General features: G+C 65.4%; 19 protein-coding genes and 1 pseudogene. 10 read left to right on the top strand and 10 right to left on the bottom strand.

Annotation, left to right across the window (positions count from 1 at the left end; translation table 11 throughout):
• Positions 1-56: 56 nt before the first annotated feature.
• Positions 57-2,153, bottom strand: coding sequence for a M13 family metallopeptidase (locus ICJ04_RS05720; RefSeq protein ID WP_188326574.1), 2,097 nt, complete (start codon positions 2,151-2,153; stop codon positions 57-59).
• Between the two features lie 134 nt (positions 2,154-2,287).
• Between ICJ04_RS05720 and ICJ04_RS05715 the strand changes: the two genes are divergently transcribed.
• Positions 2,288-2,761, top strand: coding sequence for a DUF4262 domain-containing protein (locus ICJ04_RS05715; RefSeq protein ID WP_188326573.1), 474 nt, complete (start codon positions 2,288-2,290; stop codon positions 2,759-2,761).
• Between the two features lie 142 nt (positions 2,762-2,903).
• Here the strand turns inward: ICJ04_RS05715 and gpmA are convergent, their stop codons facing one another.
• Both gpmA and ICJ04_RS05705 read right to left on the bottom strand, forming a co-directional pair.
• Positions 2,904-3,653, bottom strand: a complete 750-nt coding sequence (gene gpmA / locus ICJ04_RS05710) for a 2,3-diphosphoglycerate-dependent phosphoglycerate mutase (protein ID WP_188326572.1) — start codon at positions 3,651-3,653, stop codon at positions 2,904-2,906.
• A gap of 174 nt (positions 3,654-3,827) precedes the next feature.
• Complete coding sequence (locus ICJ04_RS05705) at positions 3,828-4,769, bottom strand: cation diffusion facilitator family transporter (RefSeq protein WP_188326571.1); 942 nt, start codon at positions 4,767-4,769, stop codon at positions 3,828-3,830.
• On the opposite strand from ICJ04_RS05705, the pseudogene ICJ04_RS18520 reads away from it, so the two are divergent.
• Positions 4,749-5,318 (top strand): annotated as a pseudogene (locus tag ICJ04_RS18520) (Rieske 2Fe-2S domain-containing protein); the annotation flags it as partial. The gene ICJ04_RS05705 and the pseudogene ICJ04_RS18520 sit on opposite strands and share 21 nt — an antisense overlap.
• Positions 5,319-5,765: 447 nt before the next feature.
• Here the strand turns inward: ICJ04_RS18520 and uraH are convergent.
• Together uraH and ICJ04_RS05690 are read right to left on the bottom strand one after the other, a co-directional pair.
• Complete coding sequence (gene uraH / locus ICJ04_RS05695) at positions 5,766-6,098, bottom strand: hydroxyisourate hydrolase (protein ID WP_223203041.1); 333 nt, start codon at positions 6,096-6,098, stop codon at positions 5,766-5,768.
• 179 nt (positions 6,099-6,277) lie between these two features.
• Positions 6,278-8,878 carry a TonB-dependent receptor gene (locus ICJ04_RS05690; RefSeq protein ID WP_188327214.1) on the bottom strand — a complete coding sequence of 867 codons (2,601 nt, stop codon included), beginning with the start codon at positions 8,876-8,878 and terminating at the stop codon, positions 6,278-6,280.
• A gap of 399 nt (positions 8,879-9,277) precedes the next feature.
• Between ICJ04_RS05690 and ICJ04_RS05685 the strand changes: the two genes are divergently transcribed.
• Positions 9,278-10,333 (top strand): beta-eliminating lyase-related protein, encoded by a 1,056-nt coding sequence (locus ICJ04_RS05685; protein WP_188326570.1) that lies wholly within the window; start codon positions 9,278-9,280, stop codon positions 10,331-10,333.
• Between the two features lie 79 nt (positions 10,334-10,412).
• On the opposite strand, the gene ICJ04_RS05680 is transcribed toward ICJ04_RS05685, so the two are convergent.
• On the bottom strand, positions 10,413-10,775 hold the full coding sequence (locus ICJ04_RS05680; protein ID WP_188326569.1) for a glycine zipper 2TM domain-containing protein: 363 nt from the start codon (positions 10,773-10,775) through the stop codon (positions 10,413-10,415).
• Between the two features lie 183 nt (positions 10,776-10,958).
• On the opposite strand from ICJ04_RS05680, the gene ICJ04_RS05675 reads away from it, so the two are divergent.
• A complete protein-coding gene (locus ICJ04_RS05675; protein WP_188326568.1) occupies positions 10,959-13,580 on the top strand; it encodes an excinuclease ABC subunit UvrA in 2,622 nt (873 codons plus the stop codon).
• Between the two features lie 43 nt (positions 13,581-13,623).
• Here ICJ04_RS05675 and ICJ04_RS05670 read toward each other — a convergent pair whose 3' ends face one another.
• Positions 13,624-16,335, bottom strand: a complete 2,712-nt coding sequence (locus tag ICJ04_RS05670; RefSeq protein ID WP_223203040.1) for a PAS domain-containing protein — start codon at positions 16,333-16,335, stop codon at positions 13,624-13,626.
• A 260-nt stretch (positions 16,336-16,595) separates the two neighbouring features.
• On the opposite strand from ICJ04_RS05670, the gene ICJ04_RS05665 reads away from it, so the two are divergent.
• Together ICJ04_RS05665 and ICJ04_RS05660 are read left to right on the top strand one after the other, a co-directional pair.
• The gene (locus tag ICJ04_RS05665; protein WP_188326567.1) at positions 16,596-16,988 is read left to right on the top strand and encodes a barstar family protein; all 393 of its coding nucleotides are present in this window, start codon (positions 16,596-16,598) and stop codon (positions 16,986-16,988) included.
• A gap of 101 nt (positions 16,989-17,089) precedes the next feature.
• Entirely contained in the window at positions 17,090-17,407 is a 318-nt protein-coding gene (locus ICJ04_RS05660) for a hypothetical protein (RefSeq protein WP_188326566.1), read from the top strand.
• A 268-nt stretch (positions 17,408-17,675) separates the two neighbouring features.
• Here ICJ04_RS05660 and ICJ04_RS05655 read toward each other — a convergent pair whose 3' ends face one another.
• The 3 genes from ICJ04_RS05655 to ICJ04_RS05645 form a co-directional block, all read right to left on the bottom strand.
• Complete coding sequence (locus ICJ04_RS05655; protein WP_188326565.1) at positions 17,676-18,584, bottom strand: alpha/beta hydrolase-fold protein; 909 nt, start codon at positions 18,582-18,584, stop codon at positions 17,676-17,678.
• A gap of 87 nt (positions 18,585-18,671) precedes the next feature.
• The gene (locus ICJ04_RS05650; RefSeq protein WP_188326564.1) at positions 18,672-19,298 is read right to left on the bottom strand and encodes a YiiX/YebB-like N1pC/P60 family cysteine hydrolase; all 627 of its coding nucleotides are present in this window, start codon (positions 19,296-19,298) and stop codon (positions 18,672-18,674) included.
• A gap of 179 nt (positions 19,299-19,477) precedes the next feature.
• Positions 19,478-20,263 carry a DUF6491 family protein gene (locus ICJ04_RS05645; RefSeq protein WP_223202995.1) on the bottom strand — a complete coding sequence of 262 codons (786 nt, stop codon included), beginning with the start codon at positions 20,261-20,263 and terminating at the stop codon, positions 19,478-19,480.
• 143 nt (positions 20,264-20,406) lie between these two features.
• Here ICJ04_RS05645 and ICJ04_RS05640 point away from each other — a divergent pair, with 143 nt between their 5' ends.
• From ICJ04_RS05640 to mutS, 4 genes are all read left to right on the top strand, one after another.
• The gene (locus ICJ04_RS05640; protein ID WP_188326563.1) at positions 20,407-21,369 is read left to right on the top strand and encodes a cation diffusion facilitator family transporter; all 963 of its coding nucleotides are present in this window, start codon (positions 20,407-20,409) and stop codon (positions 21,367-21,369) included.
• Between the two features lie 156 nt (positions 21,370-21,525).
• Positions 21,526-22,245, top strand: coding sequence for an EAL domain-containing protein (locus tag ICJ04_RS05635; protein ID WP_223203039.1), 720 nt, complete (start codon positions 21,526-21,528; stop codon positions 22,243-22,245).
• 111 nt (positions 22,246-22,356) lie between these two features.
• Entirely contained in the window at positions 22,357-23,454 is a 1,098-nt protein-coding gene (locus ICJ04_RS05630; protein WP_188326561.1) for a hypothetical protein, read from the top strand.
• Positions 23,455-23,684: 230 nt separating this feature from the next.
• The gene (mutS, locus tag ICJ04_RS05625; RefSeq protein ID WP_188327211.1) at positions 23,685-26,255 is read left to right on the top strand and encodes a DNA mismatch repair protein MutS; all 2,571 of its coding nucleotides are present in this window, start codon (positions 23,685-23,687) and stop codon (positions 26,253-26,255) included.
• Positions 26,256-26,395 lie beyond the last annotated feature (140 nt).

The following is a 26,395-nucleotide window of genomic DNA, read 5'->3' as shown; positions in this document are numbered from 1 at the left end:
GTCCAGAAAAAACCCGGCTTTCGCCGGGTTTTTCATTTCTCAGCACACGCGTGCGATCACCAGATCACAACGCGCTTGTCATCGGCACGCACCATCGGCTGCCCCGCCTTGCATTCGAATGCTGCCGCGAACGACGGCATGTTCGACGGCGCACCATTGGCGCGGAAGTTCGCCGGTGCGTGCGGATCGGTGTTCAACCGCACGCGCAGTTCGCCGTCGGTGAAGTTGCGACGCCACACGGTGGCCCAGTTCATGAAGAAGCGCTGGTCCTGGGTATAACCGTCCACCGGTGCGTTCTTCGACGGATCTTCCTTCAGCGCCATCTGCAGCGCGTCATAGGCCACGGTCAGGCCACCGAGATCGCCGATGTTCTCGCCCAGGGTCAGCTTGCCCTTGACGTTCACACCGGGCACGGCCTCATAGCCATCGAACTGCGCGACCAACTGGTCCGTCCGCTGGGTGAAGGCACTGCGGTCGGCGTCGGTCCACCAGTTGTCGAAGTTTCCGTTGGCCGCGAACTGGCTGCCGGAGTCGTCATAGCCGTGCATCATTTCATGGCCGATCACCGCGCCGATGCCACCGTAGTTCAACGCCGGGTCTGCCTTGGCATCGAAGAACGGTGCCTGCAGGATCGCAGCAGGGAACACGATCTCGTTCTTGGTGGCGTTGTAGTACGCATTGACGGTCTGCGGGGTCATGCCCCACTCGGTCTTGTCGACCGGCTTGCCGATCTTGTCCAGCATGTAACGGTAGTTGTACGCGCGCGCCGCCTGCATGTTGCCGAGGAAGCTGTCACCGTTGGTCTGCAGGCCCGACCAGTCACGCCACTTGTCCGGGTAGCCGATCTTCGGGGTGAAGCTGGCCCACTTCTCCAGTGCCTTCCTGCGGGTGTCTTCGCCCATCCATTCCAGCTTCTCCAGGCGGGCCTTGAGCGCTTCGGACAGGTTGTCCACCAGATGCTGCATCTGTTCCTTGCTCTCGGCCGGGAACACCGCATCCACATACAATTGGCCCAGCGCTTCGCCCATGCCGTTGTTGACCGAATCCAGCACCCGCTTCCAGCGCGGCTGCATTTCCTGCTGGCCCCGCAACGTCTTGCCATAGAAGTCGAAGTTGGCCTTTTCCACGTTGCTGCTCAAATAGGGCGCGGCATCGTCGATGGTGTGAAAACGCAGGTAGGCCTGCCAGGTCGCAGCCGGCACGTCGGCCAGCATCTTGTCGACCTCGGTGAAGAACTGCGGCTGGGCCAGCGAGAACTTCTGCGCGGCCGGTACCTTCAGCGTGTCGAACAGTGCGGTCCAGCTGAAGTTGGGCGTCAGCTTGTCTGCATCGGCGGCACTGACCGGGTTGTAGCGCTTGGACGGATCACGCAGTTCGATGCGTGACAGCGAGGCGGCAGCCAATCGCGTTTCAAACGCCAGCACGGCCTTGGCCTGCTCGGCCGCCTGCGCCGCGTCCACGCCGGACAGCGTCAGCACCTGGGTGATGTAGGCCACGTACGCATCGCGGATCTTCGCCTGCGATGCATCGGTGTAGTAGCCCTTCTCGGGCAGGCCCAGGCCACTCTGGCCGACGTAGGCGATGACGTTCGCCGAATCCTTGTAATCAGCATTGGCCGACAACGAGAACAGCACGCCCTGCCCCTGCGCCTGGCTGTCGCGCAGGTACTGGGTGATGGCCGCGGTATCGTTCAGCGCGGCGATCTTGTCCAGCTGCGGCTGCAGCGGTGCCAAGCCGGCCGCATCGATCTTCGCTTCATCGCTGCCGGTCTTCCAGATGTCACCGATCTTCGCTTCCACCGAGCCCGCCTTGGCATCGCTGTCGGCGGCCTGCTTGACCAACGCGTGCTGCACTTCCAGCGAGCGCTCGCGCAGGATTTCGAAGCTCCCCCAGGTGGTCTGGTCACCCGGCACGGGATTGGCGGTAAGCCACTTCTGGTTCACAAACGCGTTCAGGTCCGTACACGCAGAAATAGCCGTATCCAGATCCGCGCTGTTGAGCGAAATCAGCGGCGTCTTGATCAGCGACGGGTCGAAGGCCGACGTGCTGGCATTCGCCGTGGCAGTGGGCGCCGTTTCGGACTTGCCACAGGCAGCCAGCGATGCCGCGATGGCGACGGTCAGGCCCAGCGGGGCCAAGGTGCGCAACTTCATGGGACTCTCCAACAGGTAATCCCCGAGGGTAGCCCGGACATGCAAGACCGGGGACCGCCAAAGGTCACACCCGAATCCATCGGGGCGTGGGACACTGGGCTGGACCTCCCGATCAACTGGCCAGCGTGACCTTCATGACAGCACCCGACAGCTCCAAGGACCGCAAGGTGATCGACGATATCCAGCAGCACGGCTGGCATTGCCTGCATGTGCTGCCCGGTCCGGACGGTGAATCCGGGTTCTCTTATTCGATCGGATTCCAGGCGACCTACCGCGCGCCGGAAGTCATGGTCTTCGGCCTGCAGCGATCCAAGGCGCAGGCGCTGCTTGGCGAATGCGCCACCCTGCTGGCCGCAGGGCACAAGATCCAGACCGACGTCGAAGACGGCGAGGTCCTCGATGGCGGTTACAAAGTCATCTTCCGCACCGTACGCGCGGACTGCCACGATGAGTACCTGGCCACTGCCATGCGCCATTGCGGCCCGCAGCCGCTGCAGGCGGTGGTGATGTTCCTGCCCGACAGCGCGCACCGCTTCGCGTGGCAGGCCGGGTATGACGATGCACAGGCCGATGAAGCGCTGGGCATCGTGCACGCCAACGCCCGGTAGTGCCGACGGTCATGCCGAGGGTAGAGCCGACTTCAGTCAGCTTGATTAAAGCAACGGTAGAGCCGACTTCAGTCGGCTTGGTGAAAGCAGCCGACTGAAGTCGGCTCTACCGGGCAACCAGCCGGCCGATCGGCCGCCGCCTTTACTTTGCTTTGCCTTGGTTGGCCACAGCCTCGGCCGCCTTGCGCGCCGCTTCCGGGTCACCCAGGTAACGGAACGATTGCACGGTCAGGTCGTCGTTGAGCTCGAACAGCAACGGGATGCCGGTGGGAATGTTGAGTTCGAGGATCTGCTCGCGCGACACACCGTTGAGATACTTGTACAGCGCGCGCAGCGAATTGCCGTGCGCGGTGACCAGTACGGTCTTGCCGTCCTTCAACTGCGGTGCGATGGCATCGAACCAGTACGGCAGTACGCGGTCCAGCGTGGTCGCCAGCGACTCGGTGCCCGGCAGCGCATTGCGGTCCAGTGTGGCATACCGGCGGTCGTGGATCGGATGGCCCGGATCCTCAAGGTCCATCGGCGGCGGCGGGATGTCGTAGGAACGACGCCAGATCTTGACCTGCTCCTCGCCATGCTTGGCCGCGGTTTCCGCCTTGTCCAGGCCCTGCAGTCCGCCGTAGTGGCGCTCGTTCAAGCGCCAGCTCTTGCTGACCGGCAACCAGTCCTGGTCCATCTCGGCCAGGGCGCCCTGCAGCGTATGGATGGCGCGCTTGAGCACCGACGTGTGCGCCACATCGAACTGCAGGCCCTCCTCGCGCATCAGGCGACCGGCAGCGGCAGCCTCCTGGCGCCCCTTGTCCGTGAGTTCGACATCGACCCAACCGGTGAAACGGTTGTCCAGGTTCCACTGGCTCTGGCCGTGGCGCAACAGTACGAGTTTACGGGTCACTGCAGGGTCTCCAACATCGGGAAGGCAGGCCGATAGTGTAGCGCCGAGCCGCGCTCGGCGGCATTGCCCTCGGTAGCGCCGACTTCAGTCGGCTGGTCCATCGCGAAACACAGCCGACTGAAGTCGGCTCTACCACCAGCACCAGCACCACCACCACCACCACCAGCACCAGCGTCAGTGGTGCACGTGACCGTGATGACCGTGATCGTGCGCTTTTGCCGTCGGTCCGACCGCGCAGGCGTCGCCGCAGTGGTCGGCTTCCAGCTGCAACGTGACGTGGTCTATTCCGTGGCGTTCGTGCAACGCATCGGCCAGTTCCCTACGTACCTGGTCGGTGTCCGCCCCTTCGGCCACCACCACGTGCGCGCTCAGCGCCGGGGTGCTCGACGCCAGCGCCCACACGTGCAGGTCGTGCACATCCACGACACTGGCGTGGCTGCACAGACTGCCTCGAACCTCAGACAATACGATGCCCTTCGGCACACCCTCCAGCAGCACGTTTATCGCTTCGCGCATCAACACCCACGTGCGTGGCAGCACCCACAACCCGATCAGCACCGCCAGGATCGGATCGATGACTTTCCAGCCGGTCCAGCGGATCAGCAGCGCGCCAATGATCACCGCCACCGAGCCGAGCATGTCCGCCCACACTTCCAGGTAGGCCCCTTTCACGTTCAGGCTCTCGCCGCTGCCCGCTTTCAGCAGGCGCATCGCGATGAGGTTCACCGCCAAGCCGATCGCCGCGATGACCAACATGCCGGTCGACGCGATCTCCTGCGGCTGGCGGAACCGTGCGACGGCCTCCCACAGAATGTATCCGGCCACGACAAACAGCATGCCGCCGTTGAACATCGCGCCGAGCGCTTCCAACCGGGCGTAGCCATAGGTGCGTCGCGCATCGGGCGGCCGGCGACTCAAGCGCACCGCTACCAGCGCGATCATCAACGCCAGCGTATCGGTGGCCATGTGCGCAGCGTCGGACAGCAGCGCCAGACTGTTGGTGACAAACGCGCCGATCACCTCGACCAGCAGGAAGGCGGCCGTCAGGCCCAGTGCCCACCACAGCGGCTTCTCGTGGCGGATTTCGTTCGGAAGATGGTTGTGATCGTGTCCCATCGGGATCTCCAGTGCGATGCGTGCAGGCTACGCGCGCAGGGCGGTGGACACCATCACACGCGTTATAACATCGCGCCTGCGTGGCGCAGCGGACTGGTCGGCACGACGGGACACGACGCGGCCGGTCAACAGAAGTGCGCTTTGCAGCATCCTGCATGGAAGCAGGACCTGCGTGGGATCCAGCATTTCCTCACGCCACCGCTGGAGAAGCACCGCATGGCCCTGCACCATCACCTCGGTCCGCGCAGCCACGAGGACCGCCCCCAGCTGCCGACCGGCTGCAGTTTCGATGCGCCGGACTGGTACCTCATGGCCCGCTGCTGGTTCCCGGTGATGCGCAGCGAAGACCTGCGCGCCGCGCCCCAGGCCGCCCGGCTGCTGGACCAACCGCTGGTGCTGTACCGCGCGGCAGGGACTGTCGTCGCAGCCGCCGATGCCTGTCCGCACCGGGGTGTGCCGCTGAGCATGGGCACGGCGGATCCGGGCGGTATCCGCTGCCGCTACCATGGCCTGATGTTCGGCGCAGAAGGGCGCTGCCTGGATGTCCCCTGCCAGCCCGGCCATCCGGTGCAGGCGCAGTTGCACCTGCGCACCTATCCCACCGTCGAGCGCTATGGACTGCTATGGACCTGCCTGTGGCCGCAGGAGAGCGTGCGGCCCGATATTCCCGTGATGCCTCACTGGGACAAAGCGGGCTTCCAGCAGGCCGTGTGTCCCTGCTACCCGATGGACTGCTTTGCAGGCCGCAAGCTTGAGGGCTTCATCGATGTGGCTCACCTGCCCTGGGTGCACGCGGGCACCTTCGCCGATCCGGACCGGCGCGGTGTGCCGTCCTACGACGTGCATCATCCCAGCGATGGCTTCGCGATGGACTACGACAGCGACATGCCCGACTACCCCGTCGACTCTGGCCGCCGCGCCCACCTTGGCGTATCGACGCAGGCTGCTGCAGCTCGGCTACCGGCGGTTCTTCGCCGATGTCGCCTGAAGGCCATGTCAGCTGCCGCGGTAGGTCGAATAACCGTAAGCGCTGAGCAACAACGGGATGTGGTAATGCGGCAGCTTCCCGTCGACATCCACGATCACCTGGACCTCCGGGTAGAACGTGGTTCCGCCGTGCTGCGTGTACCACGCACCGGTCAGAAAGGTGACCTGGTAGCGGCCAGGATCGAGCGCCTTGCCCGGCGGATAGAGCGCGGCCACGCGGCCGTCGACGTCGGTGGTGCCGTTGCTGATCACCGCCCAGCGATCCCCTTCCGCTTTTGCCAGCATCACCTGCACCCCTTCAGCCGGCAAGCCGGTCTGCTGGTCCAACACATGCACGCTCATCGGATTGCGCGGGGCCGCGCTGACGCAGGCCACGGTGAACAAGGCCATCAGCAGCGCCGCGACCCGGATGATGTTCTTCTTCACGTTGGGTAACCTTTCCATCGGACGGTGCTGCATGGTGCGATGGGCACGCATGCAGCACTATCGGATCGGTCCTGATCCGCAACGCGTCGCGCGCGTCAGAGCCTGAAGCGCGCACCCACGGTGTAGGTCCGCTCCGGCGATGCGAAATCGCGCGGAAACTGTGGACTGCCGAAGTAGTTGCGGGTCGAGCCACCCAACAGGTTGGTTGCCTCGGCAAACACGGTGATGTGGTCATTGATGTCGTAGTTCAACGCCACGTCCAGCCAATCCTCGTCACCCTGGCGGATCTCGCTGGGCTGGTCACCGGAGCTGTTGAAACTGGTCGCATAGTCGGTGCGCCGGTTCCACGCCACGCGCGCGGAGAAGCGGTCGTACTGATACATCAGTACCGCATTGAACGCGTGCTTGGACACGTTGGTCAGCGGCTGGACCTGCCCCGTCGGCGATTCGGCTTCGGCGCTGATGCGCGTGTAGTTCAGCTGCGTGCCGAAGCCGGACAGCCAACCCGGCAGGAAGTCATAGAACTGGCTGTAGCCCACCTCGAACCCTTTCAGCGTGCCCTCGCCGGTGTTGCGCGGCCGGGTGATGGAGTAGGTCGTTCCGCCGATGGTCTCGTCGTCCGCATAGCTCTGCACATAGCCATCCAGTTTGCGGTGGAAGCCTGCCACCGACAGCAACGAGCCCGGCTTGAAATACCACTCCAGCGACACGTCCAGGTTCTTCGATTCCACCGCCTGCAGATCGGGATTGCCGCCGCTGCCACGCGCCGGCAGGCTGTCGGTGGATTCGAACAGGCTGAGCTGCGGATTGAGGTCGGCAAAGTTCGGCCGAGCAATCGTTTCACTGCCGGAAAGGCGCAGGATCAGGTCCTCGCGCAGCGAAAAGTTCGCGCTGGCGTTGGGCAGGTACTTTGTCTGGGTGGTGTCGATCTGGCTGGCACGATCCACCCCATCCACCGTCCGCGTGCCGGCGAGCTGGGATTCCAGGCGCGTTGCGCGCACGCCGATGCGGCCGTCCACCGGAATGCTGCCCAGCGTGGTGCCCCAGTTGAGCTGCACATACGCGGCGTAATTGTCTTCGCGTGTGTCAAAGAACAGCGACGCCAGCTCCGGCGGCGCTTCCGCTGACTGCCCCATCACCTGCCGTACCTGTTCGGTCTGCTGCAGCAGATAGGCCGCGTTGGCGACTGCCCAACGGTCCGTGGAGAACGCGCGCGCACCGTCCAGCATGCCGCCCGGCGATACATCGGCCAGCCCCGGTACCTCGTTGGCGTACACGCGGCGGCCGGTCACGTTGTCCATCGCACCCGGACCGCCACCATGATTCGACGCCGTGCGGCGGCTGACCCGGACGCCGGCATCCAGCGAACTGAACGGACCGGCCTCGAAGGCGAACGTGCTGTCGCCTCGCCACGCCCATTCCTCGCCTTTCTGCTCGTCCCAGCTGTCGTAGTACTGGCTCAAGTACCAGTTGGCCGGGTTGGTGACATCGTAGGGAGACCCGTCAGCCTGGGTCGCCCAGGTATCGGGCACACCGCCCGCATCCCGCATGTGCATCAACGGCGCGTCCATGCCCATGTCCAAGGTCATGGCACGGTGCTTGTTGGTGCTCCACGTGTAGGCCAGCTCGGTCGACAGAGTGACGTTCTCGTTGTTCCACTTTCCGCCCAGTGCGGCCTGGAACGTATCCGATGTCTGCTTGTGCGCCTGCGTGCTGGACAGTGTGTAGAGATCACGGGCGACGAAGCCGTCCATGACGTCGGTCCCGGGTCGCAGGCTGACCGACTGCACATTGCCCGCGTTGACCAGGCCCGGGAACGGCATCCAGTAGTTGACGTTGTTGCGGCCTTCGTAGTTCACGTAGAACGTGTCGAAGTAAACCTCGCTGTTGTCGGTCGGTGCCCACTGGAAGGTGAAGTTCGCCGAGCGGCGCTTGTGCGTGTTGCGCGCGACCAGCCCGCCTGCGTTGTAGGGCACGAAGATCTGCTGCGCAGGGTCGGCCGGATTCGCGACGCGGTCATACGTGCCGTGGAAACTGTTGCTTTCCTGATAAGGGCGTTGCTGCAGCGACACACTGCCCAGCACGCCCATTCGACCATGGCCACTGTCCCAGTTGTGCGCGGCCGTCAGGCTGCCGTTCGGCTTTGTCTCATCGGCCTGATCCCCTTGCACGGCACTGATGCTGCCCGCCAGTGTCGTGTCCTTGTCCAGATCAAAGGGCTTGCGCAGGTGCACGTCGATGGTGCCACCGATGCCGCCTTCGATGAACTTCGCGCTGCCGGTCTTGTAGACGTCCACGCTCTGCAGCAGGTCGGCCGGAATATCCTGCAGCGCGATGCCCCGGCCGCTGGCGGTGAACACATTGCGACCATCAAACGTGGTCACCACATCGGGCAGGCCGCGCACCAACACGGTACCGACCTCCGCGCCACCCCGCGCGACCTGGACGCCGGTCACCCGCTGCAACGCCGCGGCGACGCTGTTGTCCGGCAATTTGCCGATATCTTCGGCCACCACCGAGTCGCTGATTTCCGCCTTCGACTGCTTGGCGTCGACCGCACCGGTCGCACTGCCACGCACGCCCCGGACCTGCACGGCATCCAGATCCTGCGCACCCGCGGCGGCAGGCGTCTGCCCCTCGGTGGAGGCCGGTGTCTGCGCCTGGGCGTGGGCCACGCTCACGATGCCGAAGATCATCGAAGGCAGCAGCGCGCGTCGCAGCAGGCGGCGCGTCGGACGGAAGCGGGGCGCAACGGGCAAGGGCGAGGATGACGTCATGCGGGCAAGGCCTTTCAATGCGTGCCGCGTAGCGAAGGCGCGCACCTGCCCTGCCCGCAGCGTCGGGCGCACAGGTCGATCAAAGGGGGCGCACGCAACGACGCTGCGGCGATATGGATACTGGTTGTGAGCCGATCACGACAGAATCGGTGGCGGCATTAGAGCAACCGGAAACTTAATTTTCCGTTCGCTGACGGTGAGGCAGTTGTTGTGCGTGCCGATGCGGATCGCTGTTCGCTCCCATCTGTCGCGCAGGAGACGCGACCATCGCGTGCCGACGCGCTACGCTCTGCCCCTGTCATCAACCAAGGTCTCTCCATGAATTTCGGCAGCGACAATCAATCCGGCGTTTCCCCGCGGATCCTTGACGCGCTGGTACGTGCGTGCAGCGGCACCGCCGCACCTTACGGTACCGACACGTACACCCGACAAGCAGAGCAGAAAATCGCCGAGCTGTTCGAGCACGATGTGCGGGTCTTCTTCGTCGCGACCGGGACCGCCGCCAACTGCCTGTCGCTCTCAGCACTGGCGCAGCCCTGGAATTCGATCCTGTGCCACGCGCAGGCGCACCTGATCAGCGACGAATCCACGGCGCTGGAGTTTTTCACCGGCGGCGCACGGCTGCTTCCCATCGCAACCGACTCGGGCAAGATCACCCCCGCGGCCCTGCGCGACACCCTGCAGCGCCTGCCGGATGCACGCCCGCACAGCGTCAGGCCGTCTGCCCTGACGCTGACCCAGGCAACCGAGAACGGCCTGGTCTATACGCCCAGCGAACTGCAGGCACTGACCTCCCTCGCCCATGAGCGCGGGCTGCATGTGCACATGGATGGCGCACGCTTTGCCAATGCAGTGGCCTACCTGGGCTGCACACCGGCCGAACTTTCGGTGAAGGCCGGCATCGACGTGCTGTCCTTCGGCGCGTCGAAAGACGGCGCACTGGTGGCTGAAGCGGTGGTGTTCTTCAACACATCGCTGGCGCGGGACTTCGATCTCCGCCTCAAGCGCGCGGGCCAGCTTGTGTCCAAGGGACGGCTGTTCGGCGCGCAGTTCAGCGCGTGGCTGCAGGACGGCCACTGGCTGGAACTGGCCCAGGCGGCGAACGATCGCGCCGCCGCGCTTGCCACCCTCCTGCAGTCCCACCCTGCAGTGCGCATGACGTGGCCAGTGCAGGTCAACGAGGTCTTCGTTGTGATGCCCAAGACCCTGCTCGCCCACCTGCATGCCGCCGGCGTGCTGTGCTACGACTGGTATCCGGGCAGCCTGCCGACCGGCTTCGTGCTGGGCGAAGACGAGCTGCCCGTGCGCTTCGTCACTGCGTGGTCCACGAGCAGCGAGGAACTCGACGCGTTCGCGGCCGCTCTGGCCGGATAAGCGACGGCGGCGCGCATGAAAAAACGGCAGCCCAGAGGGCTGCCGCTTGTTCGATTCAAGACAGGGCGCGCTGCAGGGGTTACCTGTATTCGCGCTCGCAGCGGCGCTCTACCACGCGGTCGCCGTTCTTCTGCTGCTGACGACCCTGGATGTTGCGCCCGGCCGCGCCGCCCGCAACCGCGCCAGCCACGGTGGCCAGCTTCTTGCCGTTGCCGCCGCCTACCTGGTTGCCCAGCAGGCCGCCCACCACCGCACCGGTCGCGGTGCCGGCGATGCGATTGGAATCCTTGCTGTTGCGCTGCACTTCGACATTGCGGCAGACCACGCGGCTGCCATCGTCGAAGCGGCGTCCTTCATCGCGAGGACCGTAATTCTGCGCCGAAACCGCCGTTGAAACGGCCATCAGGGCGCCAGCGCACAACAAGGGGATGGACATCTTCATGGAGGACTCCTGATACGGTTCGGTAACGTGGTGCCAGTCTTCGCCCCGCCGGTGCAAACCCGCGTGAATTCGCGTGCAGGCCGCGTGCACGACGACAGTCCCATTCAGCTCGCGTCCAAGCTGGGCGTCACGGGAGCGTGTCCCCGCTTCTGGATCTGCCAGACAACGTGGCAGACTGGAAACATGAAAAAACACGACGACTTCGTCCGCGTGCGCGGCGCTCGCGAACACAACCTCAAGGACGTGGATGTCGATATTCCGCGCGATGCGCTGGTGGTGTTCTCCGGTGTATCCGGCTCGGGCAAATCCTCGTTGGCGTTCGGCACCTTGTACGCGGAAGCACAACGTCGCTACTTCGAGTCGGTCGCTCCCTATGCGCGTCGACTCATTGATCAGGTCGGCGTTCCGGACGTCGACTCCATCGAAGGCTTGCCGCCTGCGGTAGCACTGCAGCAGCAACGCGGCACGGCCAGCGTGAGGTCATCGGTGGGCAGCGTGACCACCCTGTCGAGCCTGCTGCGCATGCTGTACTCGCGCGCAGGCAGCTATCCCGCGTCGCAGCCGATGCTGTATGCCGAGGATTTCTCGCCGAACACCGCGCAGGGCGCGTGCCCGGAGTGCCACGGACTCGGCCACGTCTACGCCGTGACCGAGGCCTCCATGGTGCCGGATCCTTCCTTGAGCATCCGCGAGCGCGCCATCGCCGCATGGCCGCCTGCCTGGCATGGCCAGAACCTGCGCGACATCCTGGTCACGTTGGGCTACGACGTCGATGTTCCGTGGCGCGACCTGCCGAAGAAACAGAGGGACTGGATACTGTTCACCGAAGAGCAGCCCGTGGTGCCGGTCTATCCCGGCTTCACGCCGGCGGAGACGCGCACCGCACTGCGTCGCAAGACCGAGCCGGCCTACATGGGCACCTTCAGCGGGGCCCGCCGCTATGTGCTGCACACCTTTGCCAGCACGCAGAGCGCGTTGATGAAAAAACGCGTCTCTCGCTACATGGTGGGCAGCGTCTGTCCTCTCTGCGACGGCCGTCGGCTCAAGCGCGAAGCGCTGTCGGTCACCTTCGCTGGACGGGATATCGGATCGCTGTCGCAGCTTTCGCTGGATCGCATGGCCGAGGTGCTGCGGCCTGCATCGGAAGGCCGTTTCGAGTCGACCCGTGAAGCCGGCAAGGCCACGCTGAGCCGCAAGGCCTCTGGCAAGGCCACGGCGCGACGCGTTGCCGCGGGCGGCTCAGCGCACGCCGGTGGCTCCGATGTACGCCGCACGCCGGAGCTCAGCGAAGACAAGCGTATCGCCGCACAGCGCATCACGTACGACCTGGTGCAGCGCATCGCCACGCTGCAGGGGCTCGGCCTGGGTTACCTCTCGATGGATCGGGCCACGCCCACGCTGTCACCCGGCGAACTGCAGCGCCTGCGCCTGGCCACGCAGATCCGCTCCAACCTGTTCGGCGTGGTCTACGTACTGGACGAACCGACGGCCGGGCTGCACCCGGCGGACAGCGCCGCGCTGCACGCATCGCTGGATGCGCTCAAGCAATCGGGCAACACGGTGTTCGTCGTCGAGCACGATCTGGAGATGATGCGGCGGGCCGACTGGCTGGTGGACGTGGGCCCGGATGCGGGCCAGCACGGGGGTCGGATACTGCACAGCGGCCCGCCGGCCGGATTGGCGGCGGTTGAACAGTCGCGCACCGCGCGCTATCTCTTCAACCAGCAGCCGCCTGCGCCGCGTACCCCACGCACCGTAGCGGCCTGGCTGCAGCTCGAGGGGCTGCAGCGCAACAACCTGCAGGGGCTGTCCGCCCGCATCCCGCTGGGCGTACTGACCGCCGTCACCGGCGTCTCCGGATCGGGCAAATCCAGCCTGGTAAGCCAAGCGCTGGTGGAACTGGTCGGTCTGCAACTGGGACATGAGCCGCAGGTCGAAGAAAGCGAGGGGGATGATCCGCGCCCGAACCTGCTGGTTCAGTCCGCCGGGCGTATTGCCAGCGGCGGCGAAGGTATCCGGCGGCTGGTGAACGTTGACCAGAAGCCGATCGGACGTACCCCACGCTCCAACCTGGCCACCTACACCGGGCTGTTCGACCACGTGCGCAAGCTGTTCGCCGCCACCCGGCAGGCACGCGCGCGCCGTTACGACGCCGGGCGCTTTTCGTTCAACGTGGCAAAGGGCCGCTGTGACACCTGCGAAGGCGAAGGCTTCACCAGCGTCGAGCTGTTGTTCATGCCCAGCGTCTACGCGCCCTGCCCCACGTGTCACGGTGCGCGCTACAACGCCAAGACGCTCGAAGTCACCTGGGAAGGCCGCAACATCGCCGAGGTGCTGGACATGACCGTCGACGACGCCCTGGTTTTCTTCGATCAGCAGCCCGCCGTGCACAAACCGCTGGCGCTGCTGCAGGCGATCGGGCTGGGCTACCTCCGGTTGGGTCAGCCGGCCACCGAGCTGTCCGGCGGCGAGGCGCAACGGATCAAACTGGCGACGGAACTGCAGCGCGCGCAGCGCGGCAACACGCTGTACGTGCTGGACGAACCGACCACGGGGCTGCATCCGTCCGACGTGGACAAGCTGATGGTGCAGCTGCACGGATTGGTCGATGCGGGCAACACCGTGGTCGCCGTTGAACATGACATGCGCGTGGTGGCCGATGCGGATTGGGTGATTGACATGGGGCCGGGCGCCGGTGAGCGCGGCGGAAAGATCATCAGCGAAGGCACACCGCGGCACGTGGCAAAGGCCAAGGACAGCATCACCGCCCCCTTCCTGAAAGCCTCACTCGACCGCACTCCGTAGGCCCGAGCCATACTCGGCGGAGGACCGACCAATACCAAAGGGCCTACCGACCGCGCTCCACCAACGCATTCGCGCGTCGCATCAATTCTGCGGCGGCGAACGGTTTGGCGAGCACCTCCATCCCGTCTTCCAGGTGCCCCGCCCCCACTGCCGCGGTGGCCACGTAGCCAGTGATGAACAGCACCGGCAGGCCGGGGCGGCACTGCCGTCCGGCATCGGCCACCTGACGCCCGTTCAACGGGCCGGTCAACCCCACATCCGTCACCAGCAGATCAATCGCCTCCACCGAGCGCAGCATGTCCACAGCCGGAGGGCCCTCCGATGCTTCCAGCACCCGGTAGCCCGCCGACACCAGCACCTCGCTGACCAGTACCCGCACTGCGGTCTCATCTTCCACCAGCAACACGGTGCGCAAGGGACGGCCCTGCAGGGCGCGCTCTCCCGTCTCCACCGGTGCGATGCCTGCCGGCTGCACATCACCCACCAACTGCGGCAGGTAGAGATGCATCGTGGTGCCCTCGCCCGGCCGGGAATCCACCCGCACCTGACCACCGGACTGGCGGGTGAACCCATAGATCATCGACAACCCCAGGCCCGTGCCCTGCCCGATCGGCTTGGTGGTGAAGAACGGCTCGAACACTTTCTCGACCACCTCCGGCTCCATGCCGGTGCCACTGTCTTCCACCGACAGGCGCACGTACGGGCCGGGCGGCACCTCCAGCGCGGCAGCCTCCACCGCTGCCAGATCCATGGCCTCGCTGGTGATGGCCAGCGTGCCGCCGGCGGGCATGGCATCCCGCGCATTGATGCACAGGTTCAACAGCGCATTCTCCAGCTGCGGTCCGTCCACCTGCACCGCGGCGCCGCCATCGTGGAAACGGGTGCGGATGGCAATGGAAGGCCCCAACGAGCGCGAAATGATCTCCAGCATGCCCTGCACCATCGTCTCCATCACCACCGCCGTCGGGGCCAGGGTCTGCCGACGGGAGAACGCCAGCAGGCGCTGGGTCAGCGCTGCGGCGCGGTCTGCACCGGAGCGCGCCATCTCGACATAACGGCCAAGGTCATCGAAGCGGCCCTGGGCGACACGCATCTCCAACAGCTCGAGCCCCATCGAGACTGCAGTGAGCAGGTTGTTGAAGTCATGGGCGATGCCACCGGTCAGTTGGCCCACCGCCTCCATCTTCTGGCTCTGGCGCAGTTTCTCCTCGGTCATCAGCAATTCGGCGCTGCGGTCGCGCACGCGCTCTTCCAAGGTAATGGTCAACTGCTGCAGGCGCTCCTCCGCCTCGCGTTTCTCGGTGACGTCGGTTGCCGTGCCGAACCATTCGCTGACGTTGCCATCGGCATCCAGCATCGGCACCACGCGCATCAGCACCCAGCGATGGCTGCCCTTGTTCAGCGGCGTACGGTGGTGGATCTCCAACGGCTTCTTCTCTGAACTCGCCTTCGCGATCTCGGCGGCCAGCAGCGCATGGTCATCGGGATGGACGAACGCCTCTCGCCAGTTCCAGTCCGGCGGCAGCAAGCGCACCGTATCGCCCTGGCGCAGTATCTGCCGACGTTCCGTCCAGTCGGCCGACAGCGCATACAACACCTGGGATGACGCACCGACCAATGCTCCCAGCCGCCGCTCGCTGTCGGCCAACGCATCGATGGCGGCGCGCTCGGCGCTGCGATCACGCAGCACGATGACAAACCCGTGCGCCGTACCGTCCTCGTCCCGCAGCACGGTCATTGCGCCCTGCGCCGAGAAGGTTTCGCCCGACCTGCGCAGGAACGGTCGCTCGCCCGTCAGACCTCCCTCGGCGAGCGCGACCCGCATGCCGTGCTGGAAACGCTTGGCGCGGCGATCCACCTCGTTGTACAGCCGCTCCGGGGTCTGCCCCAGCATCTCTTCTTCTGTCCAGCCCAACGTACGCCGCGCACCCTCGTTCCACAACGTGATGCGCCCCTGCAGATCCATCGCGAAGATGGCGTAGTCCATCGCGCTGTCCATGATCTGCCGGTGGAGGGATTCGCTGGACCTCAGACTCCGCTGCAGGTCGACCTGCGACGTTACGTCCAGCCCCTGCACGAATATGCCAAGCGGGGCGCCCTGCGCATCCTTGACCGGCTGGAAGACGATATCAAGCAGGCGTTTGTCGCCCAGTCTGCCGTCTACCGAGAGGGGCGCGTAAGAGACTTCGCTGCCGATGTAGGTTTCGCCGGTACGGTACACCTCGTCCAGCAACGGCAGGTAGCCTTGGTCGATGGCTTCCGGCACTGCGTCGACCAACCGCTGCCCGATCAGATCGCGATGGCCGACCAGCTCGGTATAGCGCGGGTTGGCCAGTTCGATCCGGTGCTCGGGCCCGTTGAGGAAGACCATGAACATCGGCGACTTCTCGAACAGCCCGATCAGGCGCTCGTTCTCGTGCGCCAGCCGTTGCTGCGCGACCACGATCTGCGTGACCTCGCGCGTCACGCAGAACACGCCCTCTATGCATCCTTCGTCGTCATGGATGGGCGAAAACGAGAAAGTCCACCAGGTATCTTCCGGTTCGCCCTGGCGGTTCATCTGCACCGGCACGCTGTCAAAGCGTGAGCCCTCGCCCGCCAACGCCTGTTCGATCGGCACGCGCACCGCGTCCCATGCATCGGCCCACACTGCGCGCAGCGGCTTTCCCATGGCCCCGGCAAGGCGCGGACCCAGGATCGGGCTGTACGCATCATTGAACAGGAACGTCAGATCCTCACCCCAGGCGATGTACATGCTTTCCGGCGAAGACAGCATCAGGCTGGTGGCCTGGCGAAGCGCAGCCGGCCACTGCGGCGGCGGCCCGATGGCCGTGTCGGCCCAGTCCCGCGCACGGATCTGCGCCGCCGCCGGGCCATCGTGGAAAGGAAACGTGCGGGGGGTGACGCTGGAGGAAAACGAGATGGACAACCTGCGTACGCCACAGCCTTAATGGTGGCAATTTATTCCAGTCGCGCGAAGAACATGTCAACGTCCACCCCGCGCAGGAGAGCCAGATGACCGACCGCTTCATCATCGAAGGATCCCGCATTACCGACATACCGGCACTGTATGCCGAGCTCAACCGGGTGTTCATGGAAGACGAAGACTGGACGTTGGGCGCCAGCCTCGATGCGCTGGACGACCTGCTGTACGGCGGCTACGGGAAGCTGCTGGGCATGGAGCAAGCCACGGTGGTGTGGCGGAACATGGACATCAGCAGGGCGTCTCTCGGCCTTGAGGCCACCCGCGAATGGCTGCAGCAGAAACTCGCGCAGCCCGGCTTTTCGACCGGCCGCATAAGCCAGCAACTGCAGGCGCTGGAAGACGGCACCGGTCAGACCTATTTCGACATCGTGCTGGAAATATTCGCCGCCCACCCGAACATCCACCTGCAACCCAGCAGGTAGAGCCGACTTCAGTCGGCTGCTTATCGGCGAAGCCGACTGAAGTCGGCTCTACCCTCCGCCGGTTACACTCGGTCCTGCACCGTCAGAGGAAACAACACACGATGATCTGCTGGTCCTGCAACCACTGTGGCGCCGCCGTTCCGCAGGAATCCGACGTCTGTGGCAACTGCGGATTTGATTCCACCGCACCCCTGGCTGCGCATCCCGGTGCTTACGCGCCCGAGCGCTGCCTGCGCTGCGCATCGCCCATGCAGTTCGCCGGCACCCTGCAACTGCATGAAGGCACGCGCATGTGGCCTTTCCTGCTGGGTAACATCGGTGAGCTGCTGGTCAACCGAAAGCGCTTCGAATCGTTTCTCTGCACGGGCTGCGGCAAAGTGGAGTTCTTCATGCCGCCCGAACCGGACGCGACCCCGTAGCGGGAATGGGACGGGGTGGGCGATGGGACGGGGTGGGGGTAATGGGGCTGGGTGGGACGATGGGACGGGTTCGGGCGATGGGACGGTGTGGGGACGGTGGGACTGGGTCGGGCGATGGGACGGTGTGGCGGTGGTAGAGCCGACTTCAGTCGGCTGATCTTCAACCAGCCGACTGAAGTCGGCTCTACCTCAGCCTTGCTCCAAGGCAGCCGACTGAAGTCGGCTCTACCACGCGGCTCTATTACGCGGTTCTACCGGCCTGCATGCGTTACGGGTCGGTTTTGCTCGGCCCTGGCAGCAGATACTTCAAGCCCAACGTGAACCCGCGCGGGGCGACCGTCAGGTGGTCTTCATCGTTCAACACATCCAGCCGCAGCTTCAGTGACGGATACTTGCGCGCGCGCAACGTGCGCTCCATCCGGCGGGCATCCTCCACCATGTCATCGTCCTGCAGGTAGCGCGGGTCACCGACCTTCTTGGCCTCGTACTCGCCGATGTAGAAATACACAGTGGCCGGCATGTCACGCAGCGTCTGCGCAGACTCCCGCTCCATGCGGTCCATGACGTGGTCGTCGTACCAGTAAGAGGGGCTGCCGAGCACGTAGCCGGAGAAAAGCGCGGGATCACTGAACAGGATCTGCGTACCCAGCAGTGCCCCGTAGGAGTGCCCCAGGAACAGCCGACGCGTTTCATCCGTTCGGAAACGCTGCGCGACGAAGGGCAGCACCTGGTCCCGCAGATAGGCGGCGTGTGCGGCACCACCGCCATGCACCGCGCCATCCGGCGCATCGGCCGCGCCCAGCGCCGTGGGCGTGTAGTCGCGACGCCGGCTGGTCGTGCCCTCTTCGCCTACCGCGTAGGACACGCCCACCAGAATGAATTCCTGCACCGAACTGCCCAGCCGCCTGCCCACCTGGCGCAGGACCGGGAAGGCATAGTCGGCGTCGGTGACATACAGCACGGGGTAACGGCGTGCAGGGTCCTTCGCATACGACGCAGGCAGGTTGACGAACACCTGGTACCCGCGGCCCGACACCGGATCGGGCACGTCCCACACCTCGCTGCCAACGATCTCATACGGCTGCCCCTGGCCCCGCTGCGCGACCGGCACGGATGCCGAAACCGATCCGCATCCCACAAGAAAAACCGCCAGCACGGCAGTCAACACCATGTTCATCCCGCTATCTCCGATACGTCTGAATCCAAAAGCAGGGACGATTCCCTTTCGGCAGGCGAAAGAGCGCCGACGCCTGCGCGTGCAGCCTTACAGCGCGCTGCCGATGCGTTCCAGCACCGGCGATGCGGACATGTCATTCGGATTGGTTCCTGGTGCACCCTGTGGAACCTCCATACCCTTGCTCTTGTAGAAATCCACCCAGTACGACGATATCTCGCCCGTCTGCAGATTCTTGAAGTTCATCGGCTGGGTAGCGAACACGTGCTGTGCACGAAACGCGCGCTCGATGAAATCAGAACAGTAGTAACTGCCTTCGTCCTGCACATAGGTGAAGTTGTACGGCTTGCCCAGCAACGTACGCGCACGTGCGATGGCCGCCGGGATCGCCGTGCGCGCTTCGCCTTTCAAACGGTAGACGATGACCTGTCGATGTTTGGCCCGCGCATCGGCGAGGAAGCTGTCCAGGTCCTGCGCGCGGGAACCTTTCTCGTCCGCATGCAGCACCACCTCGCCCTCCTCTTCGTGCGCGACCAGTGCAACGTGGTCGTAACTCGCCGCCCCCTGTTTGCCGGTGGCATCGTGGATGGCCCCGCTGAGCCCGGTACGGGCGGCGGTGACGAACAGCAGATCGCCGTTCTGCGGCTGGACCGGCGCGGCCTGGGCCGACAGCACGGGCGCAACCAGCATGACGAGGAAAAGCAGCAGGCTTGGCATGAACACTCACAGGGGCTGGGGCAAGGCGGTGATGATGCCATGTCGTAAACGGCGTAGCGCAGCCGTCAGTGGCGCACGCTCAGCGAGCACTTGCAGGAGGGCCTGATCGTAGCGGCCAGGCAGCTCGTGCGCGCGTCATCGGCCACCGACTGGTGCGCCCCCTGATCCCTGCCCCCCGGCTAGTCCTTCGGGTACACCGCCAGCACCTCACAGCCCGGCCGCGCGAAACGCGGCGTGCTGGAGCGCAGGTCACCGATGATGGCCGACGGCGTCATCACGATGCGGTCGCCCGGGTTGCCGCAGATCAGACCGTTCTGGAAGCCGGACTGAAAGTCCACCGACTGTGCGCCGGCAAGAATGCTGCAGGACCCGCCCAGCTCCACACGGTAGTAACGCACGCCGCCGTTGCGGCGTGGATTGGTTTCAACCACCACACCCTGCGGATCTTCATTCCAGCTGCGTACATGGCGGGTGGCAAAGCAGAAATCGTGCGTGCCTTCGAACGTATGCCGCGCACTGCGGCGTGCGCCCTGGGCGTCCCCGTCGCCGGTCACGGTGATGCCCGGCAGCGTAGCGGCGAACTGACGGCTGCTTTCACGGGCAGCCTCAGCGAAATCCCGGTTGTCCATCACCGTCACCGCACTGATGCCGCAGTTCCGCCCATCCACGATAACCTGCTCGCTGGGGCGGCCGCAGGCCCAGCCCGCCGGTGCGTCCAGCCGCACTTGACTGGCTTCGTTGATGCCCGGGCATCCCTCCCCGCTGAAATCAATCCGATACGCCTGCCCATTGCCGCCGCGCACCGCGATGGACTCCGCGCTGGCCTGTTCTACCTGACGGATATCGCGCGCATCCAGGCAGTGGGAGGCCGGCGGCACCCGGTCGGCGGGGCCCTGCTGGGCAAGAACCACGCCCGGGACCAGCCCGGCCATGGCAAGGGAAACAAGGCGTAGGGTCTTGATCACGATGCTGTCCTTGCACGGGGATGGGTCGAACCTAGCATGCACCCTGTAGACGGAACATTGCCGCCAGATTACCGCCGCCCCGCCGTGCACGCAGTCGGCACAGCCCGTTGTCGATGATGGGCCTCCCCACCGGTTCCCCCACCATGGCCAAGCCCTCCGGCTCCCGTCTCGTCATCTATGCCGCCCTCGCCGGCAACCTCGCCATCGCCATCGCCAAGTTCGTCGCCGCCGGTATATCGGGCAGCTCGGCCATGGTCAGCGAGGGTGTGCACTCGCTGGTCGACACCATCAACGAGGTGCTCCTGCTGTACGGACTGCGCCGCGCAGAGCGCAAGCCGGATGCGGCCCACCCCTTCGGCCACGGTCGCGAGCTGTATTTCTGGAGTTTCATCGTGGCCCTGCTGGTGTTCGCGGCCGGTGCAGGCGTATCAGCCTACGAAGGCATCCAGCACATCCGCCATCCGGAGCCGGCCACGAACCACACCGTGAGCTATGTGGTGCTGGGCGTCTCCATGGTGTTCGAAGGCGCTTCGTGGTGGATTGCGCTGCGCGAGTTCCGTGCTACCAAGGGCAGCATGGGCTACTTCGAAGCGTTCCGGCGCAGCAAGGACCCCACCACGTTTACCGTCCTGCTGGAAGACAGCGCCGCCCTGCTCGGGCTCTTCTTTGCGATGGCCGGCCTGCTGGCCGCGCAGGTGCTGGACATGCCCGTCCTGGATGGCGTGGCGTCGCTGTGCATCGCCGGCGTGCTGGCGCTCACGGCCTTCCTGCTCGCCCGTGAAACCAAGGGTCTGCTCGTCGGCGAACCGGCGCACCCGCACGTGGCCGAACGCATCATGGCCGTAGCCAACGCCGATCCTGACCTGCGCCACGCCAACGGCCTGAGCACCATGCAGATGGGGCCCAATCAAGTCGTGGCGATGCTGAGCGCGGAGTTCGAAGATGACTGCACCACGCCGGAAATCGAGGCCTGCATCGCGCGCATCGAGACCACGGTGAGAAGCGAGTACCCGGAGCTGACGGCCCTGTTCATCAAGCCGCAGACGCCGGAAACCTATCGGGCACGACGTGCCGCGATGCTGGCCGGTCCCGCACCGGCGGAATGACGGACGCCTGCTTGGCACGCCCCGCCGTTCGCGGCACCATGACGCTATCCACTCGAGAGACCGCTGATGTACCTGGAACGTTTCTTCGGCACGGGCGGCAGCCCGCATCCCTGCGCGGGCTGCCAGGGTGACAACCGACTGGATTTCGACGTCCGCATGGCCTTCCAGCCCATCGTGGATGCCCGCGACGAATCCATCTTCGGCTACGAGGCGCTGGTGCGCTCGATGGACGGCGGCAGTGCGGCGGATGTCATCGCCCAGGTGCACCCGGAGCAGTTGTACCGTTTCGACCAGACCTGCCGGGTCAAGGCCATCGAAACCGCCTCGCGCCTCGGGCTGCGTGAGCGGCTTTCGATCAACTTCTTCCCCAACGCCGTGTATGAGCCGGCCACCTGCATCCGCCTGACCTTGAGCGCTGCGCAGGCCTGCGGATTCCCCACCGAAAAACTGATCTTCGAGACCACCGAAGCCGAGCAGATGCGCGACCGCCTGCACATCACCCGCATCTTCCGCGACTACCGCGCCCGCGGGTTCCTGACCGCGATCGATGACTTCGGCGCCGGTTATGCGGGGCTGACCCTGCTCGCCGATTTCCAGCCGGACCTGTTGAAACTGGACATGGCGCTGATCCGTGGCATCGACACCGATCCGGTGCGCCAAGCCATTGTCAGGGGGGTCGTGGACATCGGCACGTCGGTCGGCTCGACGGTGCTGGCCGAGGGGGTGGAGACCGTGGCGGAGTATCAGTTCCTGCGCTCGCTGGGCATCGCGTTGTACCAAGGCTACCTGTTCGGGAAGCCGCAACTGGAGGCGCTGGGCAGCGTCGATGCGTCGCTCTGGGAACACCTGCGCCTGCCTGCCACGGCATCGGAGTGATGGCGCTCGTGTGCGCGAAGCAGCGCGCGCGTCCCGCATCGTGGTCAATATCCTCACAGCGACGCGTTAAGGTACTTGGCCTTCTTCCGCTTCCTGGAGCCCGACGGCGCTATGAAGAGAGCACTCCCGTTGTTGCTGGCCACCGCATGGTCCAGCACTGAACTACGCGCAGAGGATGCGCCGTCATCCACTACCGCGCCCTACGTGGACATCGGCGGGGCGGTACGCTTCAACTACGGGTGGCTGGACTATGGCCCCACCAGCAGGCTGCAATTGGAGCTGCTGCGCGCGGACATCAAAGCAGGCAGCGGGCCGCTTACGTTCTCGGCACAGTATCGCTGGTACGACGGCTTCGACGCGGTGCATCACGCGCAGGTCGGATGGCAGGCCACGGAATCCACGCTCGTTACCGCCGGCATCCAGCAGGTGCCCTTCGGCCTGCTGCCCACGGTGTCGCAGAGTTTCTGGTTCGGTGCGGGCTATTACCTCGGCATCGAAGACGACTACGATCCCGGCGTGGTGGTGAGTCACCAGCGGGGTGCGCACACATGGCACATCGGCTGGTTTTCCGGCGACGAATACGGCACCGGCTCCCGCACGGATCGGTATTCCTTCGACGTGGCGCAGGTGCCGGGGCTGCCCTACCGCGAACGCGACCGCGTGCACCTGCGCTACGAGCGGAGCACCGACTGGGCGGGCGGTGAGGTGTTGGTGGGCGCGTCGGGCTTCAGTGGCACCGTGCAGAACACACAGACGCGCCGCCATCACGGCCACCACGGTGCTGCCGTGCATGCACAGTGGCAGCGCGAAGGCTGGACGGCGCAGGTGCAATGGGCGCGCTACCGCTACGACGTCCCCGGCGAGCGCATCGCGCTGTCCGCCTTCCAGGCGCCGTTCGAGATCGCCGCGCACGCGGATGTGCCGTCGGTAAACCTGGCTTATTCGTTCGGCGAGCAGCGCTGGCTGGATGACATCACCTGTTACAACAACCTGAGTGCGGCGCGCCCGGTGCAGCGCACGGCGGGCACGCGCACCTCCGTGCAGAACGTCAGCGGCTGCAGCCTGCAGAAGGGCATCATGCTGACCTACGTGGACTGGATAGCCGGCAAGGACATGTGGTTCGCTGGGGGTGAAGGCATCGGCATCAATGACGGAGGACCGTCGCGCTGGCGCTCGCGGTTCAATCTCAATGTGGGGTTCTATTTCTGAATCGGTCGCGTCGGCACCATTCTGGTGCTTTCGTCCGCATGGACGCATAAAACCGCTCGCGATGGCGCCCTGAAGAGCCCGGTTTTGCACAAGGGTTGCCCAGCGCAGCCGTAGCCATCGCCCCCATCGCCCCCCTCCCCTACAATGGTCCACCCGCGGCCACCCCGTGCCCGCACCCGCATCCCGATGGCCCCCGCGTGACCCAGAAGCAGCCCGAACACACCCCGCTCATGAAGCAGTTCTTCGCCGCAAAGTCCGAGTTCCCGGACCTGCTGCTGTTCTTCCGCATGGGCGACTTCTATGAGCTCTTCTACGACGACGCCCGCAAAGCCGCCCGCCTGCTGGACATCACCTTGACCCAGCGCGGCAGTTCAGGCGGCGCGCCGATTCCGATGGCCGGCGTCCCCGTCCACGCCTACGAGGGCTACCTGGCCCGGCTGGTCGCGCTGGGCGAGTCGGTCGCCATCTGCGAACAGATCGGCGATCCGGCCCTGGCCAAGGGGCTGGTTGAACGCAAGGTCGTGCGCATCGTCACTCCCGGCACGGTCACCGACGAAGCGCTGCTGGATGAGCGTCGTGACACCCTGCTGATGGCGTTGTCGCGCAGCAAGTCCGGTTACGGGCTGGCATGGGCAGATCTGGCCGGTGGCCGCTTCCTGGTCAACGAAGTGGACACCGACGACGCGCTGGAGGCAGAGCTTGCCCGTCTGGAACCGGCCGAACTGCTGGTGCCCGACGAAGACAACTGGCCCGAGTTCCTGCGCCAGCGCAAGGGCGTGCGCCTGCGTGCGCCGTGGCTGTTCGACGCCGATAGCGGCCGCCGCCAGTTGCTGACTTTCTTCAAGCTGCATGACCTCAGCGGCTTCGGTATCGATGACAAACCGCGTGCCACCGGCGCGGCCGGTGCGCTGCTGGGCTATGTGGAAGAAACGCAGAAGCAGCGCCTGCCCCACCTGACGTCCATCGCGATGGAAGACGCGGGCGAAGCGATCGCCATGAACGCTGCCACGCGCCGTCACCTGGAGCTGGATACGCGCGTGGACGGTGATACGCGCAACACCCTGCTCGGCGTACTCGACAGCACCGTCACCCCGATGGGCGGCCGTCTGCTGCGCCGTTGGCTGCATCGCCCGCTGCGCCTGCGCAATGTGCTGGTGCAGCGCCACCACGCGGTGGAAACGCTGATCGACCGCGGCGCGGAGGCGGACATCCGCGAGCAGTTCCGTCGCCTGGGCGACCTGGAACGCATCCTCACCCGCGTGGCCCTGCGCTCGGCGCGACCGCGCGATTTCTCCACGTTGCGCGATGGACTTGGCCTGCTGCCGGCCGTGCGCGAGGTGCTGGCGCCGCTCGATTCGCCGCGCCTGCAGGCGCTGCATCAGCTGCTGGGCGAGCATGACGACTGCGCGCGCCTGCTGGCCAGTGCGATCGCCGAAATGCCACCGCTCAAGCTCAGCGATGGCGGCGTGCTGGCCGATGGCTTCGATGACGAGCTGGACGAACTGCGCCGACTGTCCACTCATGCGGACCAGTTCCTGGTGGACCTGGAGCAGCGCGAGCGCGAGAGCAGCGGCATCGCCACGCTGAAAGTCGGCTACAACCGCGTGCACGGTTACTACATCGAAATCAGCAAGGGACAGTCCGATCGCGCGCCGGTGCATTACACCCGCCGCCAGACACTGACCAATGCCGAGCGCTACATCACCGAAGAACTGAAGACCTTCGAAGACAAGGTGCTGTCTGCGCGTGACCGCTCGCTGTCGCGTGAGAAACAGTTGTACGAGCAACTGCTCGACACGCTGGGCGAGTCCCTGGAACCGCTGAAGCAGTGCGCCGGCGCCCTGAGCGAACTGGATGTACTGGCCGGCTTCGCCGAACGCGCGCAGGCGCTTGACTGGTCGCGCCCGGAGCTGGAAACGGCGCCCTGCCTGAAGATCGAGCGCGGACGCCATCCTGTGGTGGAAGCGGTGCGTGACCAGCCCTTCGAACCCAATGACCTGGACCTGCATCCGGACCGCCGCATGCTGGTCATCACCGGTCCGAACATGGGCGGTAAATCCACCTATATGCGTCAGAACGCGTTGATCGTGCTGCTGGCCCATATCGGCAGTTTCGTGCCGGCCAGCCGCGCGGTGATCGGTCCGATCGACCGCATCCTGACGCGCATCGGTGCAGGCGACGACCTCGCGCGCGGGCAGTCCACCTTCATGGTGGAGATGGCCGAAACCAGTTACATCCTGCACCACGCCACGGCGCATTCGTTGGTGTTGATGGACGAGATCGGCCGTGGCACATCGACGTACGACGGACTGGCGCTGGCCGATGCGGTCGCCCGTCATCTGGCATGGCACAACCGCTGCTACACGTTGTTTGCCACGCACTATTTCGAGCTGACCGCCTTGGCCGACGAACAGCACGAAGGTGGCCGCAGCGGCATCGCGAATGTGCATCTGGATGCGGTGGAGCACACCGACCAGGGCGGCAACGAGCGACTGGTGTTCATGCATGCGGTAAAGGACGGGCCGGCCAACCGCAGCTTCGGCCTGCAGGTCGCGGCGCTGGCCGGTCTGCCGCGGGCAACGGTGGCGCAGGCGCGTCGCCGTCTGGCCGAGCTGGAGCAGCGTGGGGGCGAGACCCAGTCGGCTGCGGTTGCACCGCAGGCGCTGGATGCACCGCAGCAGTTCGGCTTGTTTGCCGCGCACAATACGGCCGCGCTGGACGCCCTGGCGGCGGTCGATCCGGACGAGCTGACCCCGCGCCAGGCGCTGGAAGCGCTGTACCGGCTGAAAGCGCTGATCTGAGCCCTGCCGGCGCGGTAGTGACGCGCCGGAATCAGCCAAGCAGGCGGCAGCGGTAACGTTGCCGCCGTCGCACCCAGGTAGAGCCGACTTCAGTCGGCTGCCGCGACGCAACGCCAGCCCAACCGTTTTCAGCACTGTCG

Origin of the sequence: Stenotrophomonas sp. 169 (assembly GCF_014621775.1) — a bacterium.
Classification (GTDB): domain Bacteria; phylum Pseudomonadota; class Gammaproteobacteria; order Xanthomonadales; family Xanthomonadaceae; genus Stenotrophomonas.
Note: the sequence above shows the minus strand (reverse complement) of the source record. Positions and strands in the feature narration are given on the sequence as shown.